Genomic DNA, 18,987 nt, shown 5'->3' on the forward strand with positions numbered 1-18,987 from the left:
CGCCCGAGGCGGCGCGCGCGCTGGTGCGCACCAACAACACCGTGATCGCGGCGCTGGCCGTCGCTCGCGGCGAGGCGGATGCGATGATCTCGGGCCTCGAAGGCCGGTTCATGTCGCGGCTGCGGCACATCAAGGACATCATCGGCCTGGCGCCGGGCGTCTGCGATCTCGCGGCGATGACGCTGATCATCACCAACAAGGGCGCCTTCTTCCTGTCGGACACGCATGTGAAGTCCGATCCGACGGCGGAGGAGATCGCCGACATGACCGTGCTCGCGGCCGACCATGTCCAGCGCTTCGGCATCGATCCCAAGATCGCGTTGCTCTCACATTCCGATTTCGGCGCGGCCGATACGCCCTCCTCGCTCAAGATGCGCAAGGCGCTGAAGCTGATCCGCGAGCGGGCGCCGCATCTGGAATGCGACGGCGAGATGGAGGCCGATACCGCCCTCATCCCGCTGATCCGCGAGCGCGTCCTGCCCTCCTCGACGCTGAAGGACATGGCGAACGTCCTGATCTTCCCCAATCTCGACGCCGCCAACATCTCCTACCAGTTCGCCAAGGTGATGGCCGATGCGCTGCCGGTCGGGCCGATCCTGATCGGCACGGCCAAGCCCGCCCATATCCTGACCGGCTCGGTAACGGCGCGCGGCGTGGTCAACATGACCGCCGTTGCCGTGGTCGAGGCGCAGGAGAGCGAGGCCGCAGCCGCCGCCCGCTAGGGGATACGGGATCGGGTGGAACTGTCGGACATGGCGATGGCCAAAGTCACATCCGCGTGCCGTGCAGGCGCGCTGGGAGTCGCCATCTGGCTGGCCGCAATGATGCGGGCCAGCGCGCAGGAACCGCTTGGCGAGGAAAGCGGCTTCCTGCGGATGCGCATCGATGGCCGCGAGACCCGTCTGGAATCGCTGATCATCCGCCCTGAAGGGATCGACGGCCGACTGCCGCTCGCGCTGATCACGCATGGCAAATCGGCGACGGGCTCCCGGATGGGTGACCTGCGCGCCGTCCAATATAGGTCGATCGCGCGGGATTTAGCCCGCCGCGGCTGGATTGCCGCCATCGTTATCCGCCGCGGCTTCGGTCAGTCGGACGGCCCTTTTTCCGGAGCAGGCGCAAGCTGCGGACAGGGCGATATGACCCGGCGTTTCGAGAGCGAAGCGAAGGAGCTCGAAGCGGCGCTCAAGACATTGACGGAGCGTTCCGATGTCGATCCCGATCGGATCATCGCGCTCGGCGAATCGGCCGGCGGCGCCGCCGTCATGGCGCTGGCCCAGCGCAAACCGCCCGGTCTGAAAGCGGTGATCAACGTCGCCGGCGGGCTCAATTTCGACGAATGCGTCGAGAAGGGTCGTGACGCGCTCGTCGAAACCATTCGACGCTGGCCCTGGCAAGAAACCGTGCCCCAGCTCTGGGTCTATGCCGGCAACGATGAGCTCTTCCCGCCCCCCCTCGTCGACCGTATGCGCGCCGTCGCGCTCGACCGGGGCGGGAATGTCCGCCTGATCACGCTGCCAGAGGTCAAGCCACGCGGCCACGCCATTCTCCAGAACGGCCAGGCCCGTTTCGTCTGGCTTCGGGAGATGGACGCCTCGCTGCGCGCATGGAAGCTGCCGACCCTGCCCGAGGGCCGTCCGCAAGCGGAATTCGAGCGCCTGGGCCTGGAGAAGGGCGCTCCCGCATTCGAGAATTATTTCAGCGCGCCCGGTGACAAGGCGATGGCCTTCAGCAAGGCCAGCAAGACTTTCAACTATCGATATGGGGAGAAGGATCTGGAGCTTGCACGCCAGGCCGCGCTGGCGGCATGCGCCAAGAAGGCCGAGGATTGCGCGATCGTCTTCGAAAACAATCGGGCGGCCGGACCGCGCTGACGACGCCGGGCACGCTTTCCCGCTTGGCAGAACCGGCTTTGCCGGGTTCTACTTCCCCGAAAGTCGGGCATCGCTCGCAACGACGCCCGATTCGAGGGAGGTTGCCATGCTCGACGTCACGCGCCGCCATGCGCCCTTGGCGTTCGCCGCCATCCTCTCCGCGACCCGCGCCGCCGCCTCTCAAGGCCGTAGCGTCTTCCACCGCGGCAATGACGGCGACCCGGAAACGCTCGACCCGCACAAGACCTCGACGGTCGCCGAAGCCCATCTGCTGCGCGACCTGCGCGAAGGCCTCGTCATCCACAATATGAAGGGCGAGGTCGTACCGGGCGTCGCCGAGAGCTGGACGATGAGCCCGGACGGCAAGACGTGGCGCTTCAAGCTGCGCGGCAACGCGAAATGGTCGAATGGCGACCCGGTCAAGGCCTCGGATTTCGTCTATTCCTTCCGGCGCATCGTCAATCCCGAGACGGGCGCGAAATACGCCAACCTGCTCTTCCCGATCCGCAATGCCGAGGCGATCCACAAAGCGGCTGCCGGCTCCTCTCTCGAAGCGCTCGGTATCAGCGCTCCCGATGAAGGCACGCTGGAGATCGCGCTGGAACAGCCGACGCCCTATCTGCTGGAGCTCTTGACCCATCAGAGCACCCTGCCGGTGCACCCGGCCAGCGTGGCCAGGGCCGCGCAGGAGCCGGCAAAGCCGGAAAACTGGATCACCAACGGCCCCTATATGCTCAAGGAGCTGGCGCCGAACTCGCATATACGGCTCGACCGCAACCCGCATTTCCACGCGGCCGCCGAGGCGAAGATCGATACGGTGATCTTCTATCCGGCCTCCGACCTTGCGGCTGCCGCGCGGCGCTTCCAGGCCGGCGAACTGCACCTCACCACCGATATCCCGGCCGATCAGTTCAAGAGCCTGAAGGACAGGCTCGGCGATCAGGTCCAGATCGGCCCCTATCTCGCGACCTATTTCCTGATCATCAACAGCGCCAAGGCGCCCTTCGACGACGAGCGCGTCAGGCGGGCACTCTCGCTGCAGATCGACCGCGAGTTCATCGCCGACCGGATCTGGGGCGGTACGATGCTGCCGGCCTATGGCGTGATACCCCCGCATATCGGCAATTACGGAGAGCGCGCCGAGCTCGATTTCCGCCATGCCTCGGTGCTGGAGCGCGAGGACGAAGCGAAACGGCTGCTCGCCTCGGCCGGGTTCGGCGGCGGCGTGCCGCTCCAGATCGAGTTCCGCTTCAACACCACCGACAACAATCGCCACACCGCCGACGCGATCGCCGAGCAATGGCGCGCCATCGGCGTCGAGACCCGCTTCGTCGAGACCGATTTCCGCACCCATTTCGCCTATCTGCGCGACGGCGGCGATTTCGATGTCGCCCGCTACGGCTGGATCGGCGACTATTCCGACCCCCAGAACTTCCTGTTCCTGTTCGAGAGCGACAACGCCGGCTTCAATATCGGCAAGTACAAGAACGCCCAGTTCGACGCGCTGATGAAGCTGGCGACCGAGGAACTCGACATTGCCCGACGCGCCGCGATCCTGCGCGAGGCCGACAGCATCGTCATCCGCGAGGAGCCCTGGATTCCGGTATTGCACTATTCGACCAAGAACCTGGTCTCGCCGAAGCTTGTCGGCTTCGAGCAGAACCTGCGCGGCGCGATCCCGACGCGGTTCCTGAGCCTAAAGGCCTGAGGCCGGCCCTGCACCAGACGCCGGGCCGTTTCCCCGCCTTGAGGCTCGCAACCGGCGCCAAGCTTCGCTAGGAAGGGCCGGCGTTCCCTTCCAATCAGCGAGTCCGCATCGATGAGCCGCATCGTCTACGTCAATGGCGCCTATCTTCCCGAGGAAGAGGCCAAGATCTCCGTTTTCGACCGCGGCTTCATCTTCGGCGACGGCATCTACGAGGTCTCGGCCGTGATCGGCGGCAAGTTGGTCGATTGCGAGGCGCATCTGGCCCGGCTCGAGCGCTCCTGCGGCGAAATCCGTCTCGCCCTGCCCTGGTCGAAGGCCGAGCTGGTCGCGATCCATGAGGAGCTGATCAAGCGCAACAACCTCGACGAAGGCGGCATCTATCTGCAGGTCTCGCGCGGCGCCTCCGATCGCGATTTCCCCTTCCCCAGGGATGTCCAGCCCACGCTGGTGATGTTCACCCAGGCCCGCAACTTCGTGAACGCGCCGGGCGCCAAGACCGGCATCAAGGTCGTCTCGACGCCGGACCTGCGCTGGGCCCGCCGCGACATCAAGAGCGTCAACCTGCTCGCTCCGGTGCTCGCCAAGCAGTTCGCGCTGGAAAGCGGCGCGCAGGAAGCCTGGCTGGTCGAGGACGGCGTGGTGACGGAGGGCGCCTCCTCCACCGCCTGGATCGTCAAGGGCAAGACGCTGATCTCGCGCCCGCTCTCGCACAAGGTTCTGCCGGGCATCACCCGCAAGGCGGTGCTGGCCTATCTCGCCGAATCCGGCTTCACCTTCGAGGAACGCGAGTTCACGCTGGAAGAGGCGCTCGATGCCGAGGAAGCCTTCATCACCTCAGCGACCAGCCTCGTCATGCCGGTGACCACGATCGACGGCCACACGATCCATAACGGCGCGCCCGGCCCGACCGCCCTGCGCCTGCGCGAGATCTATATCGACTACGCCCGCAAGGGCGGCGTGCTGGGCTGATATCCAGCCGGCAGCAGCTCCACCGTCATGCTCGCCCTTGTGGCGAGCATCCACGTCTTGAACAAGCTCCTCGACCAGTGAAGACGTGGATGGTCGGGACAAGCCCGACCATGACGGATGGCGCTATGCGCCGCCCGAGAATGACGCGCCTGCAGCCAATTCCCCCATCACATAGGTCGCAGCGACGTTGCGGTCGTCGCCCAGCGTGACGAGCACAAAGAGTTCCTCCGCCAGATCGCGCACCGTTTCCAGGCGATGCGCCATCGCCCGCGCCGCGGCCGTGTCGAGCACGACGATATCCGCCTCCCGACCTGGCTCGAAACTCCCGACCAGGTGATCGAGGCCCAACGCCACGGCATTGCCGCGCGTGATCGCATGCAGCGCCGCAAAGGCGGATAACGACTGCCCTTGAAGCTGCAGCACCTTGTAGGCCTCGGCCATGGTCCTGAGCATCGAATAGGACGTGCCCCCGCCGATATCGGTGGCGACCGCGACCTTCACGCCGCGCTGCCGCGCATGGGCCCAGTCGAACAGTCCCGAGCCGAGGAAGAGATTCGAGGTCGGGCAGAAAACGGCGACCGCACCGGTCTCGGCAAAGCCTTGCCACTCGTTATGGGTCATGTGGATGCAATGGCCCATCAGGCTCTTCGGGCAGAGCAGGCCGTAGCGCCGATAGATATCGGCATAATCGGCGGCTTCCGGATAGAGTTCGCGGGCAAAGGCGATCTCGGCCCGGTTCTCGTCGATATGGGTCTGGACATGGCAGTCGGGATGCTCGGCCGCGAGCCGCCCCGCCGCCGCCAATTGATCGGGCGTCGAAGTGATCGCGAAGCGCGGGGTGATCGCATAAAGCTGCCGGCCCTTGCCGTGCCAGCGCGCGATCAATGCCTTGGAATCGCGATAGCTGCTTTCGGCGGTGTCGGTCAGCGCTTCCGGCGCATTGCGATCCATCATCACCTTGCCGGCGATCATGCGGGTGTTGCGGCGCTGCGATTCCGTGAAGAAGGCTTCGGCCGATTGCGGATGCACCGAGCAGTAGACCGCCGCCGTCGTCGTGCCGTTGGCGAGCAACTCGTCGAGGAAGAAGCGCGAGAGCTTCTCGGCATGGCCCTGCTGCACCAGCTTCTGCTCCTCGACGAAGGTGTATTTGTTCAGCCACTCCATGAGCTGCGCACCATAGGAGGCAACGACCTGGGTCTGCGGCATATGGATATGGGCATCGATGAAGCCCGGCATGATCAGATGCGGACGATGATCGACGATCTCGGCATCGGCCGGCAGCGTCCGCAGAAGATCCCGTGCCTCACCAGCCGCCTTGATCAATCCGTTCTCAATGACGAGCAGACCGTCCGCGACATAGCGATGCGCGGCCTCGCCTGCCGTTTGCGGATCGTCGACGAACCAGAGCAGGCGGCCGCGAAGGGCGCGCAGGACGGTGGATGCGGTCACGGCGGGCAGCTCCGGCACAATTCCACATCACATCTGCACCAAATCGAAGCTTCCGGCCAAGCGCGGATCATGCCTAATCTGCGGGCATGATTTGGCGTTGCGAAGGGAGAGGGCAGGATGCGTGACAGCTTGCGCTTCCTGCTCGGCGACAGGCTGATCGAGATCGACCGCTGCGATCCGACGCTCACCGTGCTCGACTGGCTGCGCCTCGACCAGCGCATGACCGGCACCAAGGAAGGCTGCGCCGAGGGCGATTGCGGCGCCTGCACCGTCGTCGTCGGGCGGCTCGATCGCGGGCGGCTGCGCTACGAGGCGATCAATGCCTGCATCCGCTTCCTGCCGACGCTGGACGGCTGCCAGCTCCTCACCGTCGAACACCTGAAACGCGCGGATGGCTCCTTACATCCGGTGCAGCAGGCGATGGTCGAGTGCCATGGCTCGCAATGCGGCTTTTGCACGCCGGGCTTCGTGATGTCGTTGCTGGCGCTGAGGCTCAACGAGGCCGAGCCGAGCGTGGGCCGGATCGAGGATGCGCTCGCCGGCAATCTCTGCCGCTGCACCGGGTACGAGCCGATCATCGCCGCCGGCCGGCGCATGGACGAGATCGCGCCGCGCGAGACCGATCGCTTCTTACAAGAGCGCGAGGCCGTTGCAGCACGGCTCACGGCCTTGAGCGATAACGAGACGCTGGCCTTGCAAGGGGACGGCGGCTGGTTCTATGCGCCAGCAACGGTCGAGGCTTTGGCCGAGCTCGTCGCTGCGCATCCGCAGGCGACGCTGGTCGCTGGTGCGACCGATGTCGGGCTCTGGGTCACCAAGGCGATGAAGCGGCTCGACCCATTGATCTACCTCGGCCGGATCGAGGCCTTGCGCGCGATCACCGACGAGGGCGATCATCTCCGCTTCGGCGCCATGGCTGGTCATATCGACGTCCGCACGGCGCTCGCCGGCCTTTCGCCGCAGCTCGACGAATTGATGCGCCGTTTCGGCGGCGAGCAGGTACGCAATGCCGGCACGATTGGCGGGAACATCGCCAATGGCTCGCCGATCGGCGACCTGCCACCGGCGCTGATCGCGCTCGACGCAACGCTGGTCTTGGCAAGGCGCTCCGCGGCCGGGATCGAGCGCCGTTCCATCCCGCTCGAAAGCTTTTTCATCGAGTACCGCAAGCAGGACCGGCGCCCTGGCGAATTCGTCGAGGCCGTGCTGGTGCCGAAGCTGGCGGATAGCGTCCTGTTCCACGCTTCCAAGGTCTCGAAGCGCTTCGACGAGGATATCTCAGCCGTCTGCGGCGCCTTCCAACTGACATTCGGCAGCGACGGGCGCATCAGCGAAGCCCGCCTCGCCTATGGCGGGATGGCCGGCATCCCGAAGCGGGCGGCGGCGGCCGAGGCGGCGCTCGTCGGTCAACGCTGGAACGAAACGGCCGTCGTTGCCGCCATCGCTGCCCTCTCACAGGATTTCACCCCGCTCGACGACATGCGCGCCTCGGCGCATTATCGCCTGACGATCGCCGGCAACCTGCTGCGCCGTTTCCTGATCGAGACGACGCAATCTGACACGCAAACCCGGGTCGCCGGCCTGCTAGCGGAGGCCTTCCATGGCTGACGCACGCCGCAAGCTCGATATCGGACTGGAGAGCGGCCCGGTCGGCAGCTCCCGCATCCATGATTCCGCGCCCAAGCATGTCGCGGGCGAGGCGCTCTATATCGATGACATCGCTGCGCCCGAAGGGTTGCTGCATGCCTATCTCGGCACGAGCAGCATCGCCCATGGCCGGTTGCTGTCGCTCGATCTCGATGCGGTGCGCACAGCACCGGGCGTCGTCACCGTGCTGACGGCGGCAGATATCCCCGGCGCCAACGACATCTCCTCGACGCATCTGCACGACGAGCCGGTCTTCGCGACGGAGGCTATCCTGTTCCACGGCCAGCCGCTCTTTGCGGTAGTGGCCGAAACCCGCGAGCAGGCACGCCATGCCGTAACACTGGCCAAGGCGGTATATGCCGAGGAGGCTCCGCTGATCGATGTCGCCGCCGCGCGGAAAGCGGGCGGCAAGCTGGTTACCGCGCCGCTCAAGCTGGAGCGCGGCGATGTGGCTGCCAGCCTCGCCGCGAGCCCGCGCCGGCTCAAAGGCACGATGGCGATCGGCGGGCAGGAGCATTTCTATCTCGAAAGCCAGATCGCGCTCGCGATCCCCGGCGAGGACGAGGACATGGCTGTGCTGGTCTCGACTCAGCATCCGAGCGAGGTCCAGCACATGGTCGCGGCCGTGCTCGGCGTCGGCTCGCATGCGGTGACCGTCGAGGTCCGGCGCATGGGCGGCGGCTTCGGCGGCAAGGAGACGCAGGCCAATCTCTTCGCCTGCGTCGCCGCCATAGCGGCCCGCAAGCTGAAGCGGCCGGTCAAGCTCAGGCCCGATCGCGACGACGACATGGCGATCACCGGCAAGCGCCACGACTTCGTCTGCGATTACGAGATCGGCTTCGACGACGAGGGCCACATCCATGCGCTCGATGCCGTCTATGCAGCGCGCTGCGGCTGGAACGCCGATCTGTCGGGGCCAGTGACCGACCGCGCCCTGTTCCACATGGACAATTGCTATTTCTATCCGGCGGTGCGCGCCCGCTCGGAGCCGCTCTTCACCAACACTTGCTCGAACACCGCCTTCCGCGGCTTCGGCGGGCCGCAAGGCATGGTCGGGGCCGAGCGCTTCATCGAGGAGGTCGCCTTCGCGACCGGGCTCGACCCGCTGGAGGTGCGCCGGCGCAATCTCTATGGCGGCGCGGGCCGCAACGTCACGCCCTATCACCAGACGGTCGAGGACAATATCGCGGCGGATGTCATCGCCGAACTGGAGCGGCGCTGCGATTATCAAGCGCGCAAGGCCGCGATCCGCGAGGCGAACAGGGCGAGCCCCATCGTCAAGCGCGGGATCGCGCTGACGCCGGTGAAGTTCGGCATCTCCTTCACCGCGACCTGGTTCAACCAGGCGGGCGCCCTGGTGCATGTCTATACGGACGGCACGGTCGCGCTGAACCATGGCGGCACCGAGATGGGCCAAGGGCTCTATATCAAGGTGGCGCAGGTGGTGGCCCATGCCTTCGGAATCGGGCTCGATCAAATCAAGATCACCGCGACCACGACCGGCAAGGTGCCGAACACATCCGCCACCGCCGCCTCGTCCGGCTCCGACCTCAACGGCATGGCGGCGCTCGACGCCTGCGAGACGATCAAGCAGCGGCTGACCGAATTCGCCGCAAAACATTGGCAGATCGAGGCGGTAGACATCGTCTTCCTGCCTGGGCGGGTCAAAGTCGGCGCCCGCGAGATCACATTCAAGGAACTGGTCGCGGCCGCCTATATGGCCCGCGTCCAGCTCTCGGCGACGGGCTTCTATGCGACGCCGAAAATCCACTGGGATCGCAAGGCCGGGCGCGGTCACCCGTTCTATTACTTCGCCTATGGCGCGGCAGCGGCCGAGGTCGCGATCGATACGCTCACCGGCGAATACAAGGTCGAGCGCGTCGATATCCTCCATGATTGCGGGCAATCGCTGAACCCGGCGATCGACAAGGGGCAGATCGAGGGCGGCTTCGTGCAGGGCATGGGCTGGCTGACGACCGAGGAACTGGTCTGGAACAAGAAGGGCCAGCTCTGGACCCACGCCCCCTCGACCTACAAGATCCCCGTCGCCTCGGATCGGCCGCGCATCTTCAATGTGGATCTGCTGGAAAACGCGCCGAACCGCGCGCCGACGATCCATCGCTCCAAGGCGGTGGGCGAGCCGCCGCTGATGCTGGCGATCTCGGTGCTGCATGCGCTGTCGGATGCGGTGGCGAGCGTCGGCGGATATCGCATCTGCCCGCGCCTCGATGCTCCCGCGACGCCGGAACGCGTGCTGGATGCGGTCGAGCGCGTCAGGGCGGAGGCCGCGTCATGACCCTCGCCACCTTCCTCACCGCCCATCAGCGCGACGGCATCGTCCTCGTCCGGATCGAGACTGCGGAAGGCTCGACGCCGCGCGAGGCTGGAGCCTGTATGGCTGTCAGCCCGAACGCCGTCGCAGGAACCATCGGCGGCGGGCAGCTCGAATTCCACTGCATCGACATCGCCCGGCACATGTTGAGCGAAGGAGCCGAGGACCAGTTGCTCGATATCCCGCTCGGCCCCCAGATGGGGCAGTGCTGCGGCGGACGCGTGCGCGTGTCGCTGCGCCATGCCGGCGCGGGCGAGATCGCCCTCTTCAGCGCCCGCGAGAAGGCGGAAGCCGCGGCGCGACCACCGGCCCTGATCTTCGGCGCTGGCCATACCGGCCGGGCGCTGGCGCAAGCACTGGCGCCCCTGCCCGTCTCCGTTTCGCTGATCGACGACCGTGACGACGTCATGAGCGGGCTGCCGGCGGCCGTCACCTGCATCCGCATGGCCGATCCCGTCGACGCGATCGCGAGCGCCCCGGCCAAGGCCGCCTTCGTCGTGCTCTCGCACAGCCACGCGCTCGACTACCGGCTGGCCGAAGCGGCGCTGGCGCGGAGCGATGCGGCTTATGTCGGCATGATCGGCTCGGCGACCAAGCGCGCGCGTTTCGAAGCGAGCTTCCTGCGCAGCGGCGGACGACGTGAGGCGCTGACGCGCCTGACCTGCCCGATCGGCGGTTCGGATGTGGACGACAAGCGCCCGGAGGTGATCGCGGCCTTGACGGCAGCCGAGCTGGTGCGTTGCTTGCTTGGCCGCCGGGAGCCGGCGAAAGGGAGACGGTCGCGACATGAAACAGCCGCGTGAGCAGGATGTACCGCCGCGGCTGGCGCTCGCCCATATCTCGAAGAGCTTTCCCGGCGTCAAAGCCAATGAAGACATCAGCCTGAGCGTCAGTCCCGGCGAAATCCACGCCCTGCTCGGTGAGAACGGCGCCGGCAAATCGACCCTGGTCAAGATCATCTACGGCGTCCAGCAGGCCGACGAAGGCACGATCTCCTGGAACGGCTCGCCCGTTTCGATCCCCTCGCCCAAGGCCGCGCGCAAGCTCGGCATCGGCATGGTCTTCCAGCATTTCTCGCTTTTCGACGCGATGACCGTGATCGAGAACATCGCGCTCGGGCTCGATGAGGCCGTCGATCGCGAGGAGCTGAAGAGCCAAGTCGCCGCGATCCTGCAATCCTATTCGCTGCCGCTCGATCCGGAGCGCGAGGTGCACACGCTCTCGGTCGGCGAGCGCCAGCGCATCGAGATCGTGCGCTGCCTGCTGCAGAAGCCGAAGCTCCTGATCATGGACGAGCCGACCTCGGTGCTGACGCCACAGGAGGTCGAGCGGCTGTTCGCCACGCTGCGCCAGATCGCGGCCGAGGGCTGCTCGATCCTCTATATCTCGCACAAGCTGCACGAGATCAAAGCGCTCTGCGACAGCGCCACCATCCTGCGCGGCGGGCGGGTCGTCGCGACCTGCGATCCCAAGATCGAGACGACCAAGCGCATGGCCGAGCTGATGATCGGCGCGGAGTTGCGCAAGATCGAGCACGGCAAGGCGACGGGGTCCGGCGCCGTCCGGCTGGAAGTCAAAGGGTTGTCGCTGCGGGGAGAGCCGCCCTTCGGCACCGATCTGGAGAGCGTTTCCTTCGAGGCGCGGGCGGGCGAAATCCTCGGCATCGCCGGTGTCGCCGGCAACGGGCAGGCGGAGCTGCTGACTGCGCTTTCGGGCGAACAGCTCGCGGACGGCGCCGAAGCGATCCGGCTCGACGGCAAGGCTGTCGGCCTGGAAGGCGCCGGCCCCCGCAGGGCGCTCGGCCTTTCCTGCGTGCCCGAGGAGCGCAACGGCCATGCCGCCGTACCGGATTTCTCGCTCGCCGATAACGGCGTGCTCACCGCGCGCCATCGCCTGCCGCTGGCGCCGCATGGCTTCATCAGCCGCGCTAGCGTCAAGCGCTTCGCCGATGGCGTGATCAAGCTCTTCGACGTCCGCACGACCGGCAACGCGGCGCTCGCCCGCTCGCTCTCGGGCGGCAACCTGCAGAAATTCATCATGGGGCGCGAGATCGGCCAGCAGCCGGCCGTGCTCGTGGTCTCGCAGCCGACCTGGGGGGTCGATGCCGGCGCCGCCGCAGCGATCCGGCAGGAATTGGTCGATCTCGCCGCCAAGGGCTCGGCCGTGGTGGTGATCTCGCAGGATCTCGATGAATTGCTCGAGCTGGCCGACCGGCTCTGCGTCATCAACGAGGGGCGCCTGTCGGCGCCGCGCCCGGTCGCGAGCCTCGGCATCGACGAGATCGGCCTGATGATGGGCGGCGTCCATGGTGCGGAGGCAGCCCATGCTTGAATGGCGCCGCCGTCGCGAACCCAGCTTGCTGATGCTGCTGGCGAGCCCGCTGATCGCGATCGCTCTCACCATGCTGATCGGCATGATCGTCTTCACCGCCATCGGCTATGACGGTTTCCACGCCGTCGAGAGCATCTTCCTGACGCCGTTCTTGGAGCCGCAGCGCTGGGGCGATATCGGCGTCAAGGGCGCGCCGCTGGTGATGATCGCGCTTGGGCTCGCCATCGGTTTCCGGGCCAATGTCTGGAATATCGGCGCCGAGGGGCAATATGTCATGGGCGCCATCGCCGGCACCGGCGTCGCGCTCCTGACCTATGACATGACGGGTTGGTGGATTCTGCCCGCCATGGTGCTGGCCGGCATTCTCGGCGGCATGGCCTGGGCCGCGATCCCCGCCTTCTTGCGCGTCAAATTGCAGGTCAGCGAGATCCTGACCAGCCTGATGCTGACCTATGTCGCGGTCCAATTCCTATATTTCCTGGTGCGCGGTCCGTGGAAGGATCCTGGGGGCTTCAATTTCCCGCAGACGCGGATGTTCACCGCCGACCAGACGCTGCCGACGGTGCTCGAAGGAACGCTCGTCCATCTCGGCATCCCCGCCGCGCTCTTGCTCGCGGTCATCGCCTGGCTGTTGATGGAGAAGACCACGGCGGGTTACGCGATCAAGGTCGTCGGGCTTGCGCCCGCCGCCGCCCGCCATGGCGGCTTCAGCGCGGCACGCACGACCTGGGCGACGATGCTGGTCAGCGGCGCGCTCGCCGGCCTCGCCGGGCTTTTCGAGGCGGCCGGCCCCTTCGGCCAGCTCACGCCGCAATTCCCAGTCGGCTATGGCTTCACGGCGATCATCGTCGCCTTCCTCGGCCGGCTGAACCCGCTCGGCATCGTCTTCGGCGGCATCGTGCTGGCGGGAACCTATGTCGGTGGCGAGATCGCGCAGTCGACGGTGAGGCTACCGCAAGCCGCGACCGGCCTGTTCCAGGCGACGCTATTGTTCATGCTGCTCGCGACCGACGTACTGGTGCGCTGGCGGATCGGCTTCAAGCGGAGGGCGGCATGACCTCCACCATGGTCGTCTCCATCCTGATGACGCTGATCGCGGCGTCGACGCCGCTGCTGCTGGCCGCGCTGGGCGAGCTTGTCGCCGAGAAGGCCGGCGTGCTCAATCTCGGCGTCGAGGGCATGATGCTCTGCGGCGCGGTTGCGGGCTTCGCCGTCGCCTTCTCGACCGGCAGCACAGGCATCGGCCTCGTCGCGGCGATGGCTGCCGGGGTCGCGGCCTCGATGATCTTCGCCGTGCTCGCGCTTTCACTGATGGCCAATCAGGTCGCAACGGGGCTGGCACTGACGATCTTCGGCATCGGCGCCTCCTCGCTGATCGGTGCCGGCTTCGTCGGGCGTACCGTGACGCGGCTCCAGCCGGTGTTTCCGGCGGCGCTTTCGGAGCATCCGATCCTGCGCGTGATCTTCGGCCACGACATCCTCGTCTATCTCTCCTTCGCGCTGGTGGCGGGCGTGAGCTGGTTCCTGCGCCGGACGCGGCCGGGGCTGATCCTGCGCGCCGTCGGCGAGAACGACGCCTCGGCCCATGCGATCGGCTATCCCGTCGTTGCCATCCGCTATGCGGCCGTCGCCTTCGGCGGGGCCTTGGCCGGTCTCGGCGGCGCCTATTTCTCGCTGGCTTTGACTCCGATGTGGGCGGACCGTTTGACCGCCGGGCGCGGCTGGATCGCGCTCGCGCTCGTCGTCTTCTCGGCCTGGAAACCCGGGCGCCTGCTGCTCGGCGCGTATCTCTTCGGCGCGGTGATGACGCTCGAATTGCAGGCCAAGGCGGCCGGCATCGGCTGGATCGCGCCCGAGATGCTGGCGATGGCCCCCTACCTTGCGACGATTGCAGTTCTGACCATGATGTCGCTAGGACGGAAGACCGGCCGGCTCGACGCGCCCGCCTGCCTCGGCAAACCCTTCTCGGCGTCCTGACGCCGCAACTCACAACGGGGAGTTCTTAGGATATGACCAGCATCATCACCCGCCGCCGGCTGACTTTCGGCGCGGCTGCCGCCTCCACCCTGCCGATCCTCGGCCGGGGTGCCTCGGCGCAGGCGCCGCTCGGCATCGGCTTCATCTATGTCGGCCCGATCGGCGACCACGGCTATAGCTGGACGCATGACCAGGGCCGGCTCGCTCTGGAGAAGGAATACGGCGCCAAGGTCAAGACCAGCTTCATCGAGAACGTCGCCGAGGGTCCGGATGCGGCGCGTGCGCTGCGCCAGCTCGCCCAGGCCGGCAACCAGCTGATCTTCGCCACCTCCTTCGGCTTCATGAACCCGACGATCCAGGTCGCCAAGCAGTTCCCGAAGATCAAGTTCGAGCATGCGACCGGCTATATGCGCGCCGAGAACGTTGCGACTTACGATGCGCGTTTCTACGAGGGCCGCGCCGTGATCGGCACCATCGCCGGCCATATGTCTAAGACCGGCCAGGCGGGCTATGTCGCCTCGTTCCCCATTCCGGAAGTCGTGATGGGCATCAACGCCTTCCATCTCGCCGCGCGCAAGGTGAACCCGAACTTCAAGACCAAGGTCGTCTGGTGCTCGACCTGGTACGACCCGGCCAAGGAGGCGGACGCCGCCAAGGCGCTGATCGACCAGGGCGCCGACATGATCACCCAGCACACCGATTCCGCCGCCCCGCTCCAGGCTGCCGAGCAACGCGGCGTCTTCGCCTTTGGCCAGGCCTCCGACATGCGCTCCTTTGCGCCCAAGGCGCATCTCTCGGCCATCGTCGACGACTGGTCGGGCTACTACATCAAGCGCGTCAAGGAGGTCATGGACGGGACCTGGAAGACCGGCGCGGTCTGGGGCGGCATCAAGGACGGCTTCGTCAAGCTCGCGCCCTATAACGATGCCGTCACCCCGGCTGCGCGCGCCGCCGCCGACGAGGTCACCAAGGCGATCGCCGCCGGCACGCTCCATCCCTTCACCGGCGAGCTCAAGGACCAGAAGGGCGAAGTGCGCGTCAAGGCGGGCGAACACGCCACCGACGAAATGCTCTCGAAGATGGATTGGTATGTCGACGGCATCCAGGCCTGATGTTCCCCTTTCGCTGCGGCGGCGCCCGAGCGCACCGCCGCAGCGATTCGCAGATCCGGGTGGATGACGTTTCGTCAAATACCCCCTACCCAGTTGTTTCTGTTCTCAACTGGCCGCGTATCGGCCCAAAACGGACGGAACGAAGCCGTTTCCTGTGCGTATCTACCGCCGCGGGCATCGTCTTTCCGCGGTAACCGTGGCAACTGCGTGAGTTGCGCGCCGCGAATGGCATCCATGTGTCGCGGTCGCTCGTGTCGGAAACGAGCATGAACGGCCGTCAATCCAGCACGCGACGCCTGAACCACCTTCTCAAGGAGGAAATTCATGACCAAGAATGAACTGATTGCCGCCATCGCCGAAGAGACCGGCAAGACCAAGGCCGATGTCTCGGCCATCCTGGCCTCGCTCGGCGCGACCGTCGCCAAGACCCTGAAGAGCGGCGACGACGTCACTCTCGGCGGCATCGGCAAGCTCTCCGCCGCCAAGCGCGAGGCCCGCGAGGCCCGCAACCCGTCGACCGGCGCGACCATCAAGGTCCCTGCCAAGACCGTCGTGAAGTTCAAGGTCACCAAGGACCTCGCCGACGCGGTGGCGTAACAGCCAACGTTCGGGTTCGAGCGGCGTTCGTGCCCGGTTGCACGGACGCTGCTTGACCCGGCGCCCCATGCCCTCACATTAGCGGCATGTTCCTTCGCCTCTTCACCGATCTGCGCGCCGCCAAGGTCCCCGTGACCTTGCGCGAATATCTGACGCTGCTCGAAGGAGTGGAGGCCGATCTCGCCGAACATCGCGTCGACGAGTTCTACTATCTCGCCCGCGCCACGCTGGTGAAGGACGAGCGCCATCTCGACAAGTTCGACCGCGTCTTCGCCCAGGTGTTCAAAGGCATGGAGACGCTGCAGGAGGCGATCCAGGAAGCCGGCATTCCCGAGGAATGGCTCCGTAAGCTCGCCGAGAAATTCCTGACCGATGAAGAGAAGGCCCAGATCGATGCGATGGGCTGGGAAAAGCTCTGGGAGACGCTGAAGCAGCGCCTCGAAGAGCAGAAGGGTCGGCACCAGGGCGGCAACAAGTGGATCGGCACCGCCGGCACCTCGCCTTTCGGCGCCTATGGCTACAATCCCGAAGGCATCCGCATCGGCCAGGACAAGAACCGCAATTTCCGGGCGGTGAAGGTCTGGGACAAGCGCGAGTTCAAGGATTTCGACGACACGCGCGAGCTCGGCGTGCGCAATATGCGGATCGCGCTGCGGCGCCTGCGCCGCTTCGCCCGCACCGGCGCGGCCGAGGAACTCGATCTCGACAACACCATTTCCGAGACCGCCCGCCACGGCTATCTCGACGTGAAGCTCCGCCCCGAGCGCCGCAATGCCGTGAAGGTGCTGCTCTTCCTCGATGTCGGCGGCTCGATGGACTGGCATATCGAGCTGGCCGAGGAGCTGTTCTCGGCGGCGCGGGCCGAGTTCAAGCATTTCGAGCATTTCTACTTCCATAACTGCCCCTATGAGCGGGTCTGGAAGGAGAACCGCCGCCGGCACGACCAGCAGATCGCGACCTGGGACGTGCTTCGGACCTATCCGTCCGACTATCGCCTCGTCTTCGTCGGCGATGCCTCGATGAGCCCCTACGAGATCGCGATGCCCGGTGGCTCGGTCGAGCATTGGAACGAGGAAGCCGGCGAGGTCTGGATGAACAGGCTGGCAACCAAATTCCCGAAATCGGTCTGGCTCAACCCGGTGCAGCAGAATCTCTGGAACTACACCCAGTCGATCCGCCAGATCGGCGGGCTGATGGGCGGGCGCATGTTCCCGCTGACGCTCGACGGGCTCGATGGCGCAATGAAGGTTCTGGCGCGGTGACGAATACGATCATGGACGAAGACGATGACGCTCCGGCCCCGAGCTGGCGCCAGCGCCCGAAGCCGGTCGGCTTCGAGACCGCCTACAAGCTCGACGGCGATACGCTGGAAGTCGACCGGACGCGCCGCGTCGACAGCATCCGGCTCAGCGCGGTCGATCAGGTGCGTTTCGTCTACGCGCCCGGCAATATCTCGTCGAAGGGCTACAAGACGCAGCTCAGACTCAGCGATGGGCGGACCGTGACCTTCGGCAACCTGTCCTGGCGCTCGCTCACCGATCTCGACCGCGACGATCCGCGCTATCACCGCTTCGTCACGGCGCTGTCGGCGGCGATCGCGCGGGCCAATCCGCGCGCCCGCTTCGTCGCCGGGCGGCCGAAGCCGATCTGGCTCGGCGTCGCCGCCGTCGGCGCGCTCTCGCTCCTGATGCTCGCGGCCTTCACGCTGCGCGCCTTTCAGCAGGGCGCGACCAATGCCGGCCTGCTCGGCGTCCTGTTGATAGCGGCCTCGTTCTGGCAGGTCTGGCCGCTGGTCAACCTCAACCGGCCGCGCGAACTTGCGACCGGCGAGGTGCCGGATAGCCTCGTCCCCGGCGGGACCGGCTATAGCATCGGACCGAAAAGTGGAATCCACTTTTCGGAAAACTCCGATGCGATAACAAAGAGATAGATCATCGTTACCGCGCCCTATCGGGCGCGCGATGATCTATGGCTCAGCGGACGACCAGCACCGAGCATTTCGCCCGGCGTACGATGGCCGAGGCGTTCGAGCCGATGACATAGGCGAGCATGCCCGGCTCATGCGAACCGATGACGATAAGGTCGATGCCGCCCGCGTCCGCCTCGGCCAGGACCTCGCCATGGACGGAGCCGATCAGCACCTTGGCCGAAACCTGTTCGGCTGGAAGATCGACCTTCGCCGCGATCTCGGCGAGCTTGGCCTCGGCATCGTCCTGCTGCTCGGAATCGAAGTCGGCGGGCACGAATTCCATATAGGTGACCGGGATCAGCGAGCGGACATAGACCAGACGCACGCGCCCGCCCGAAATCTTGGCGAAGGACACAGCTGCCGCGATCGCGGGCTTGGCGAGCTCGGCCTCGGCAAGATCTACGGGGACCATGATCGATCTGTACATCGCATCCTCCATGGCATCGGACCGAACAGCGAACGCCGCTTTCGGGCATATCCGATGATATCACACATGCTTAGATCGCTCTTGCGCCCGACAGGACGTGCGGCGATCTCCGCAGTTGTGCAACCATCATGGAGTTTGCCTGCACCCGCGCCATGATCCAGCGCAAAATGCAGGATGCGGCGCAGCGCCGCGTGCGGGATTAACCCTGACGCTGAGGCGTACGGACGACGAGCCCGTCGAGATCCTCGCGGACTCTGATCTGGCAGGAGAGGCGCGAGTTCGGACGAACGTCGAAGGCGAAGTCGAGCATGTCCTCTTCCATCGGCTCGGCATGGCCCACCGCAGCGGTCCAGGCGTCGTCGACATAGACATGGCAGGTGGCGCAGGCGCAGGCGCCGCCGCATTCCGCCTCGATCCCGGGAACCGCGTTGCGGATCGCCGCCTCCATCACGGTCGAGCCGACATCCGCCTCGACAGTGCGGCTCTCTCCATGAGCGTCGATGAAGGTGATGTTCGGCATGGGGAACTCCGGCGGCACGATCTTCGGCCCCCGCTTAGAGCATTTCAAAGCGGCACGGAACGGGATTTCGCGCCG

Annotated in this window: 17 protein-coding genes; 14 read left to right on the forward strand and 3 right to left on the reverse strand. The window is 66.1% G+C overall.

Annotated elements, in window-relative coordinates; genetic code table 11:
- The 4 genes from Q0Q36_RS15530 to Q0Q36_RS15545 all read left to right on the forward strand — a co-directional run.
- A partial coding sequence (locus Q0Q36_RS15530; RefSeq protein WP_293799140.1) for a phosphate acyltransferase occupies nucleotides 1–722 on the forward strand: 722 nt, incomplete at its 5' end.
- A gap of 15 nt (nucleotides 723–737) precedes the next feature.
- Nucleotides 738–1,874, forward strand: a complete 1,137-nt coding sequence (locus tag Q0Q36_RS15535; protein ID WP_293799141.1) for an alpha/beta fold hydrolase — start codon at nucleotides 738–740, stop codon at nucleotides 1,872–1,874.
- Nucleotides 1,875–1,980: 106 nt separating this feature from the next.
- Nucleotides 1,981–3,582 carry a peptide ABC transporter substrate-binding protein gene (locus tag Q0Q36_RS15540; RefSeq protein ID WP_293799142.1) on the forward strand — a complete coding sequence of 534 codons (1,602 nt, stop codon included), beginning with the start codon at nucleotides 1,981–1,983 and terminating at the stop codon, nucleotides 3,580–3,582.
- A gap of 111 nt (nucleotides 3,583–3,693) precedes the next feature.
- Nucleotides 3,694–4,551: a D-amino-acid transaminase gene (locus Q0Q36_RS15545; protein ID WP_293799143.1), complete on the forward strand. Its 858-nt coding sequence runs from the start codon at nucleotides 3,694–3,696 to the stop codon at nucleotides 4,549–4,551.
- 123 nt (nucleotides 4,552–4,674) lie between these two features.
- Here Q0Q36_RS15545 and guaD read toward each other — a convergent pair whose 3' ends face one another.
- Nucleotides 4,675–6,000 (reverse strand): guanine deaminase, encoded by a 1,326-nt coding sequence (gene guaD, locus Q0Q36_RS15550; protein WP_293799145.1) that lies wholly within the window; start codon nucleotides 5,998–6,000, stop codon nucleotides 4,675–4,677.
- Between the two features lie 117 nt (nucleotides 6,001–6,117).
- Between guaD and xdhA the strand changes: the two genes are divergently transcribed.
- The 10 genes from xdhA to Q0Q36_RS15600 all read left to right on the forward strand — a co-directional run bounded on the left by xdhA (nucleotide 6,118) and on the right by Q0Q36_RS15600 (nucleotide 17,926).
- Nucleotides 6,118–7,608 (forward strand): xanthine dehydrogenase small subunit, encoded by a 1,491-nt coding sequence (xdhA, locus tag Q0Q36_RS15555; protein WP_293799147.1) that lies wholly within the window; start codon nucleotides 6,118–6,120, stop codon nucleotides 7,606–7,608.
- Nucleotides 7,601–9,943 (forward strand): xanthine dehydrogenase molybdopterin binding subunit, encoded by a 2,343-nt coding sequence (xdhB, locus tag Q0Q36_RS15560; RefSeq protein WP_293799149.1) that lies wholly within the window; start codon nucleotides 7,601–7,603, stop codon nucleotides 9,941–9,943. Before xdhA ends, xdhB begins: the two co-directional genes overlap by 8 nt.
- The gene (gene xdhC / locus Q0Q36_RS15565; RefSeq protein WP_293799150.1) at nucleotides 9,940–10,782 is read left to right on the forward strand and encodes a xanthine dehydrogenase accessory protein XdhC; all 843 of its coding nucleotides are present in this window, start codon (nucleotides 9,940–9,942) and stop codon (nucleotides 10,780–10,782) included. The genes xdhB and xdhC overlap by 4 nt, the downstream gene beginning before the upstream one ends.
- Entirely contained in the window at nucleotides 10,766–12,310 is a 1,545-nt protein-coding gene (locus Q0Q36_RS15570; protein WP_293799151.1) for an ABC transporter ATP-binding protein, read from the forward strand. The genes xdhC and Q0Q36_RS15570 overlap by 17 nt, the downstream gene beginning before the upstream one ends.
- Nucleotides 12,303–13,367: an ABC transporter permease gene (locus tag Q0Q36_RS15575; RefSeq protein ID WP_293799152.1), complete on the forward strand. Its 1,065-nt coding sequence runs from the start codon at nucleotides 12,303–12,305 to the stop codon at nucleotides 13,365–13,367. Before Q0Q36_RS15570 ends, Q0Q36_RS15575 begins: the two co-directional genes overlap by 8 nt.
- A complete protein-coding gene (locus Q0Q36_RS15580) occupies nucleotides 13,364–14,287 on the forward strand; it encodes an ABC transporter permease (RefSeq protein WP_293799154.1) in 924 nt (307 codons plus the stop codon). Before Q0Q36_RS15575 ends, Q0Q36_RS15580 begins: the two co-directional genes overlap by 4 nt.
- Nucleotides 14,288–14,319: 32 nt before the next feature.
- Nucleotides 14,320–15,399, forward strand: a complete 1,080-nt coding sequence (locus tag Q0Q36_RS15585) for a BMP family ABC transporter substrate-binding protein (RefSeq protein ID WP_293799155.1) — start codon at nucleotides 14,320–14,322, stop codon at nucleotides 15,397–15,399.
- 324 nt (nucleotides 15,400–15,723) lie between these two features.
- Complete coding sequence (locus Q0Q36_RS15590; RefSeq protein WP_265058467.1) at nucleotides 15,724–15,996, forward strand: HU family DNA-binding protein; 273 nt, start codon at nucleotides 15,724–15,726, stop codon at nucleotides 15,994–15,996.
- An 86-nt stretch (nucleotides 15,997–16,082) separates the two neighbouring features.
- Nucleotides 16,083–17,258 (forward strand): VWA domain-containing protein, encoded by a 1,176-nt coding sequence (locus tag Q0Q36_RS15595; protein WP_293799156.1) that lies wholly within the window; start codon nucleotides 16,083–16,085, stop codon nucleotides 17,256–17,258.
- 11 nt (nucleotides 17,259–17,269) lie between these two features.
- Entirely contained in the window at nucleotides 17,270–17,926 is a 657-nt protein-coding gene (locus tag Q0Q36_RS15600; RefSeq protein WP_293799157.1) for a hypothetical protein, read from the forward strand.
- A gap of 43 nt (nucleotides 17,927–17,969) precedes the next feature.
- On the opposite strand, the gene Q0Q36_RS15605 is transcribed toward Q0Q36_RS15600, so the two are convergent.
- Together Q0Q36_RS15605 and Q0Q36_RS15610 are read right to left on the reverse strand one after the other, a co-directional pair.
- Complete coding sequence (locus Q0Q36_RS15605; protein ID WP_293799158.1) at nucleotides 17,970–18,392, reverse strand: universal stress protein; 423 nt, start codon at nucleotides 18,390–18,392, stop codon at nucleotides 17,970–17,972.
- Nucleotides 18,393–18,591: 199 nt separating this feature from the next.
- Nucleotides 18,592–18,912 carry a 2Fe-2S iron-sulfur cluster-binding protein gene (locus Q0Q36_RS15610; RefSeq protein ID WP_265058463.1) on the reverse strand — a complete coding sequence of 107 codons (321 nt, stop codon included), beginning with the start codon at nucleotides 18,910–18,912 and terminating at the stop codon, nucleotides 18,592–18,594.
- Nucleotides 18,913–18,987 lie beyond the last annotated feature (75 nt).

This window comes from uncultured Allobosea sp. (assembly GCF_945957345.1).
Classification (GTDB): Bacteria; Pseudomonadota; Alphaproteobacteria; order Rhizobiales; family Beijerinckiaceae; genus Allobosea.

Excerpts from the sequence above, each read along its gene's own strand:
- Q0Q36_RS15570 (WP_293799151.1), top strand. The coding sequence starts at position 10,766 with ATGAAACAGCCGCGTGAGCAGGATGTACCGCCGCGGCTGGCGCTCGCC.
- xdhA (WP_293799147.1), top strand. The coding sequence starts at position 6,118 with ATGCGTGACAGCTTGCGCTTCCTGCTCGGCGACAGGCTGATCGAGATC.
- Q0Q36_RS15590 (WP_265058467.1), top strand. The coding sequence starts at position 15,724 with ATGACCAAGAATGAACTGATTGCCGCCATCGCCGAAGAGACCGGCAAG.
- Q0Q36_RS15585 (WP_293799155.1), top strand. The coding sequence starts at position 14,320 with ATGACCAGCATCATCACCCGCCGCCGGCTGACTTTCGGCGCGGCTGCC.
- Q0Q36_RS15575 (WP_293799152.1), top strand. The coding sequence starts at position 12,303 with ATGCTTGAATGGCGCCGCCGTCGCGAACCCAGCTTGCTGATGCTGCTG.
- Q0Q36_RS15540 (WP_293799142.1), top strand. The coding sequence starts at position 1,981 with ATGCTCGACGTCACGCGCCGCCATGCGCCCTTGGCGTTCGCCGCCATC.
- Q0Q36_RS15610 (WP_265058463.1), bottom strand. The coding sequence starts at position 18,912 with ATGCCGAACATCACCTTCATCGACGCTCATGGAGAGAGCCGCACTGTC.
- Q0Q36_RS15580 (WP_293799154.1), top strand. The coding sequence starts at position 13,364 with ATGACCTCCACCATGGTCGTCTCCATCCTGATGACGCTGATCGCGGCG.
- xdhC (WP_293799150.1), top strand. The coding sequence starts at position 9,940 with ATGACCCTCGCCACCTTCCTCACCGCCCATCAGCGCGACGGCATCGTC.
- Q0Q36_RS15600 (WP_293799157.1), top strand. The coding sequence starts at position 17,270 with ATGGACGAAGACGATGACGCTCCGGCCCCGAGCTGGCGCCAGCGCCCG.
- Q0Q36_RS15595 (WP_293799156.1), top strand. The coding sequence starts at position 16,083 with ATGTTCCTTCGCCTCTTCACCGATCTGCGCGCCGCCAAGGTCCCCGTG.
- xdhB (WP_293799149.1), top strand. The coding sequence starts at position 7,601 with ATGGCTGACGCACGCCGCAAGCTCGATATCGGACTGGAGAGCGGCCCG.
- Q0Q36_RS15545 (WP_293799143.1), top strand. The coding sequence starts at position 3,694 with ATGAGCCGCATCGTCTACGTCAATGGCGCCTATCTTCCCGAGGAAGAG.
- Q0Q36_RS15605 (WP_293799158.1), bottom strand. The coding sequence starts at position 18,392 with ATGTACAGATCGATCATGGTCCCCGTAGATCTTGCCGAGGCCGAGCTC.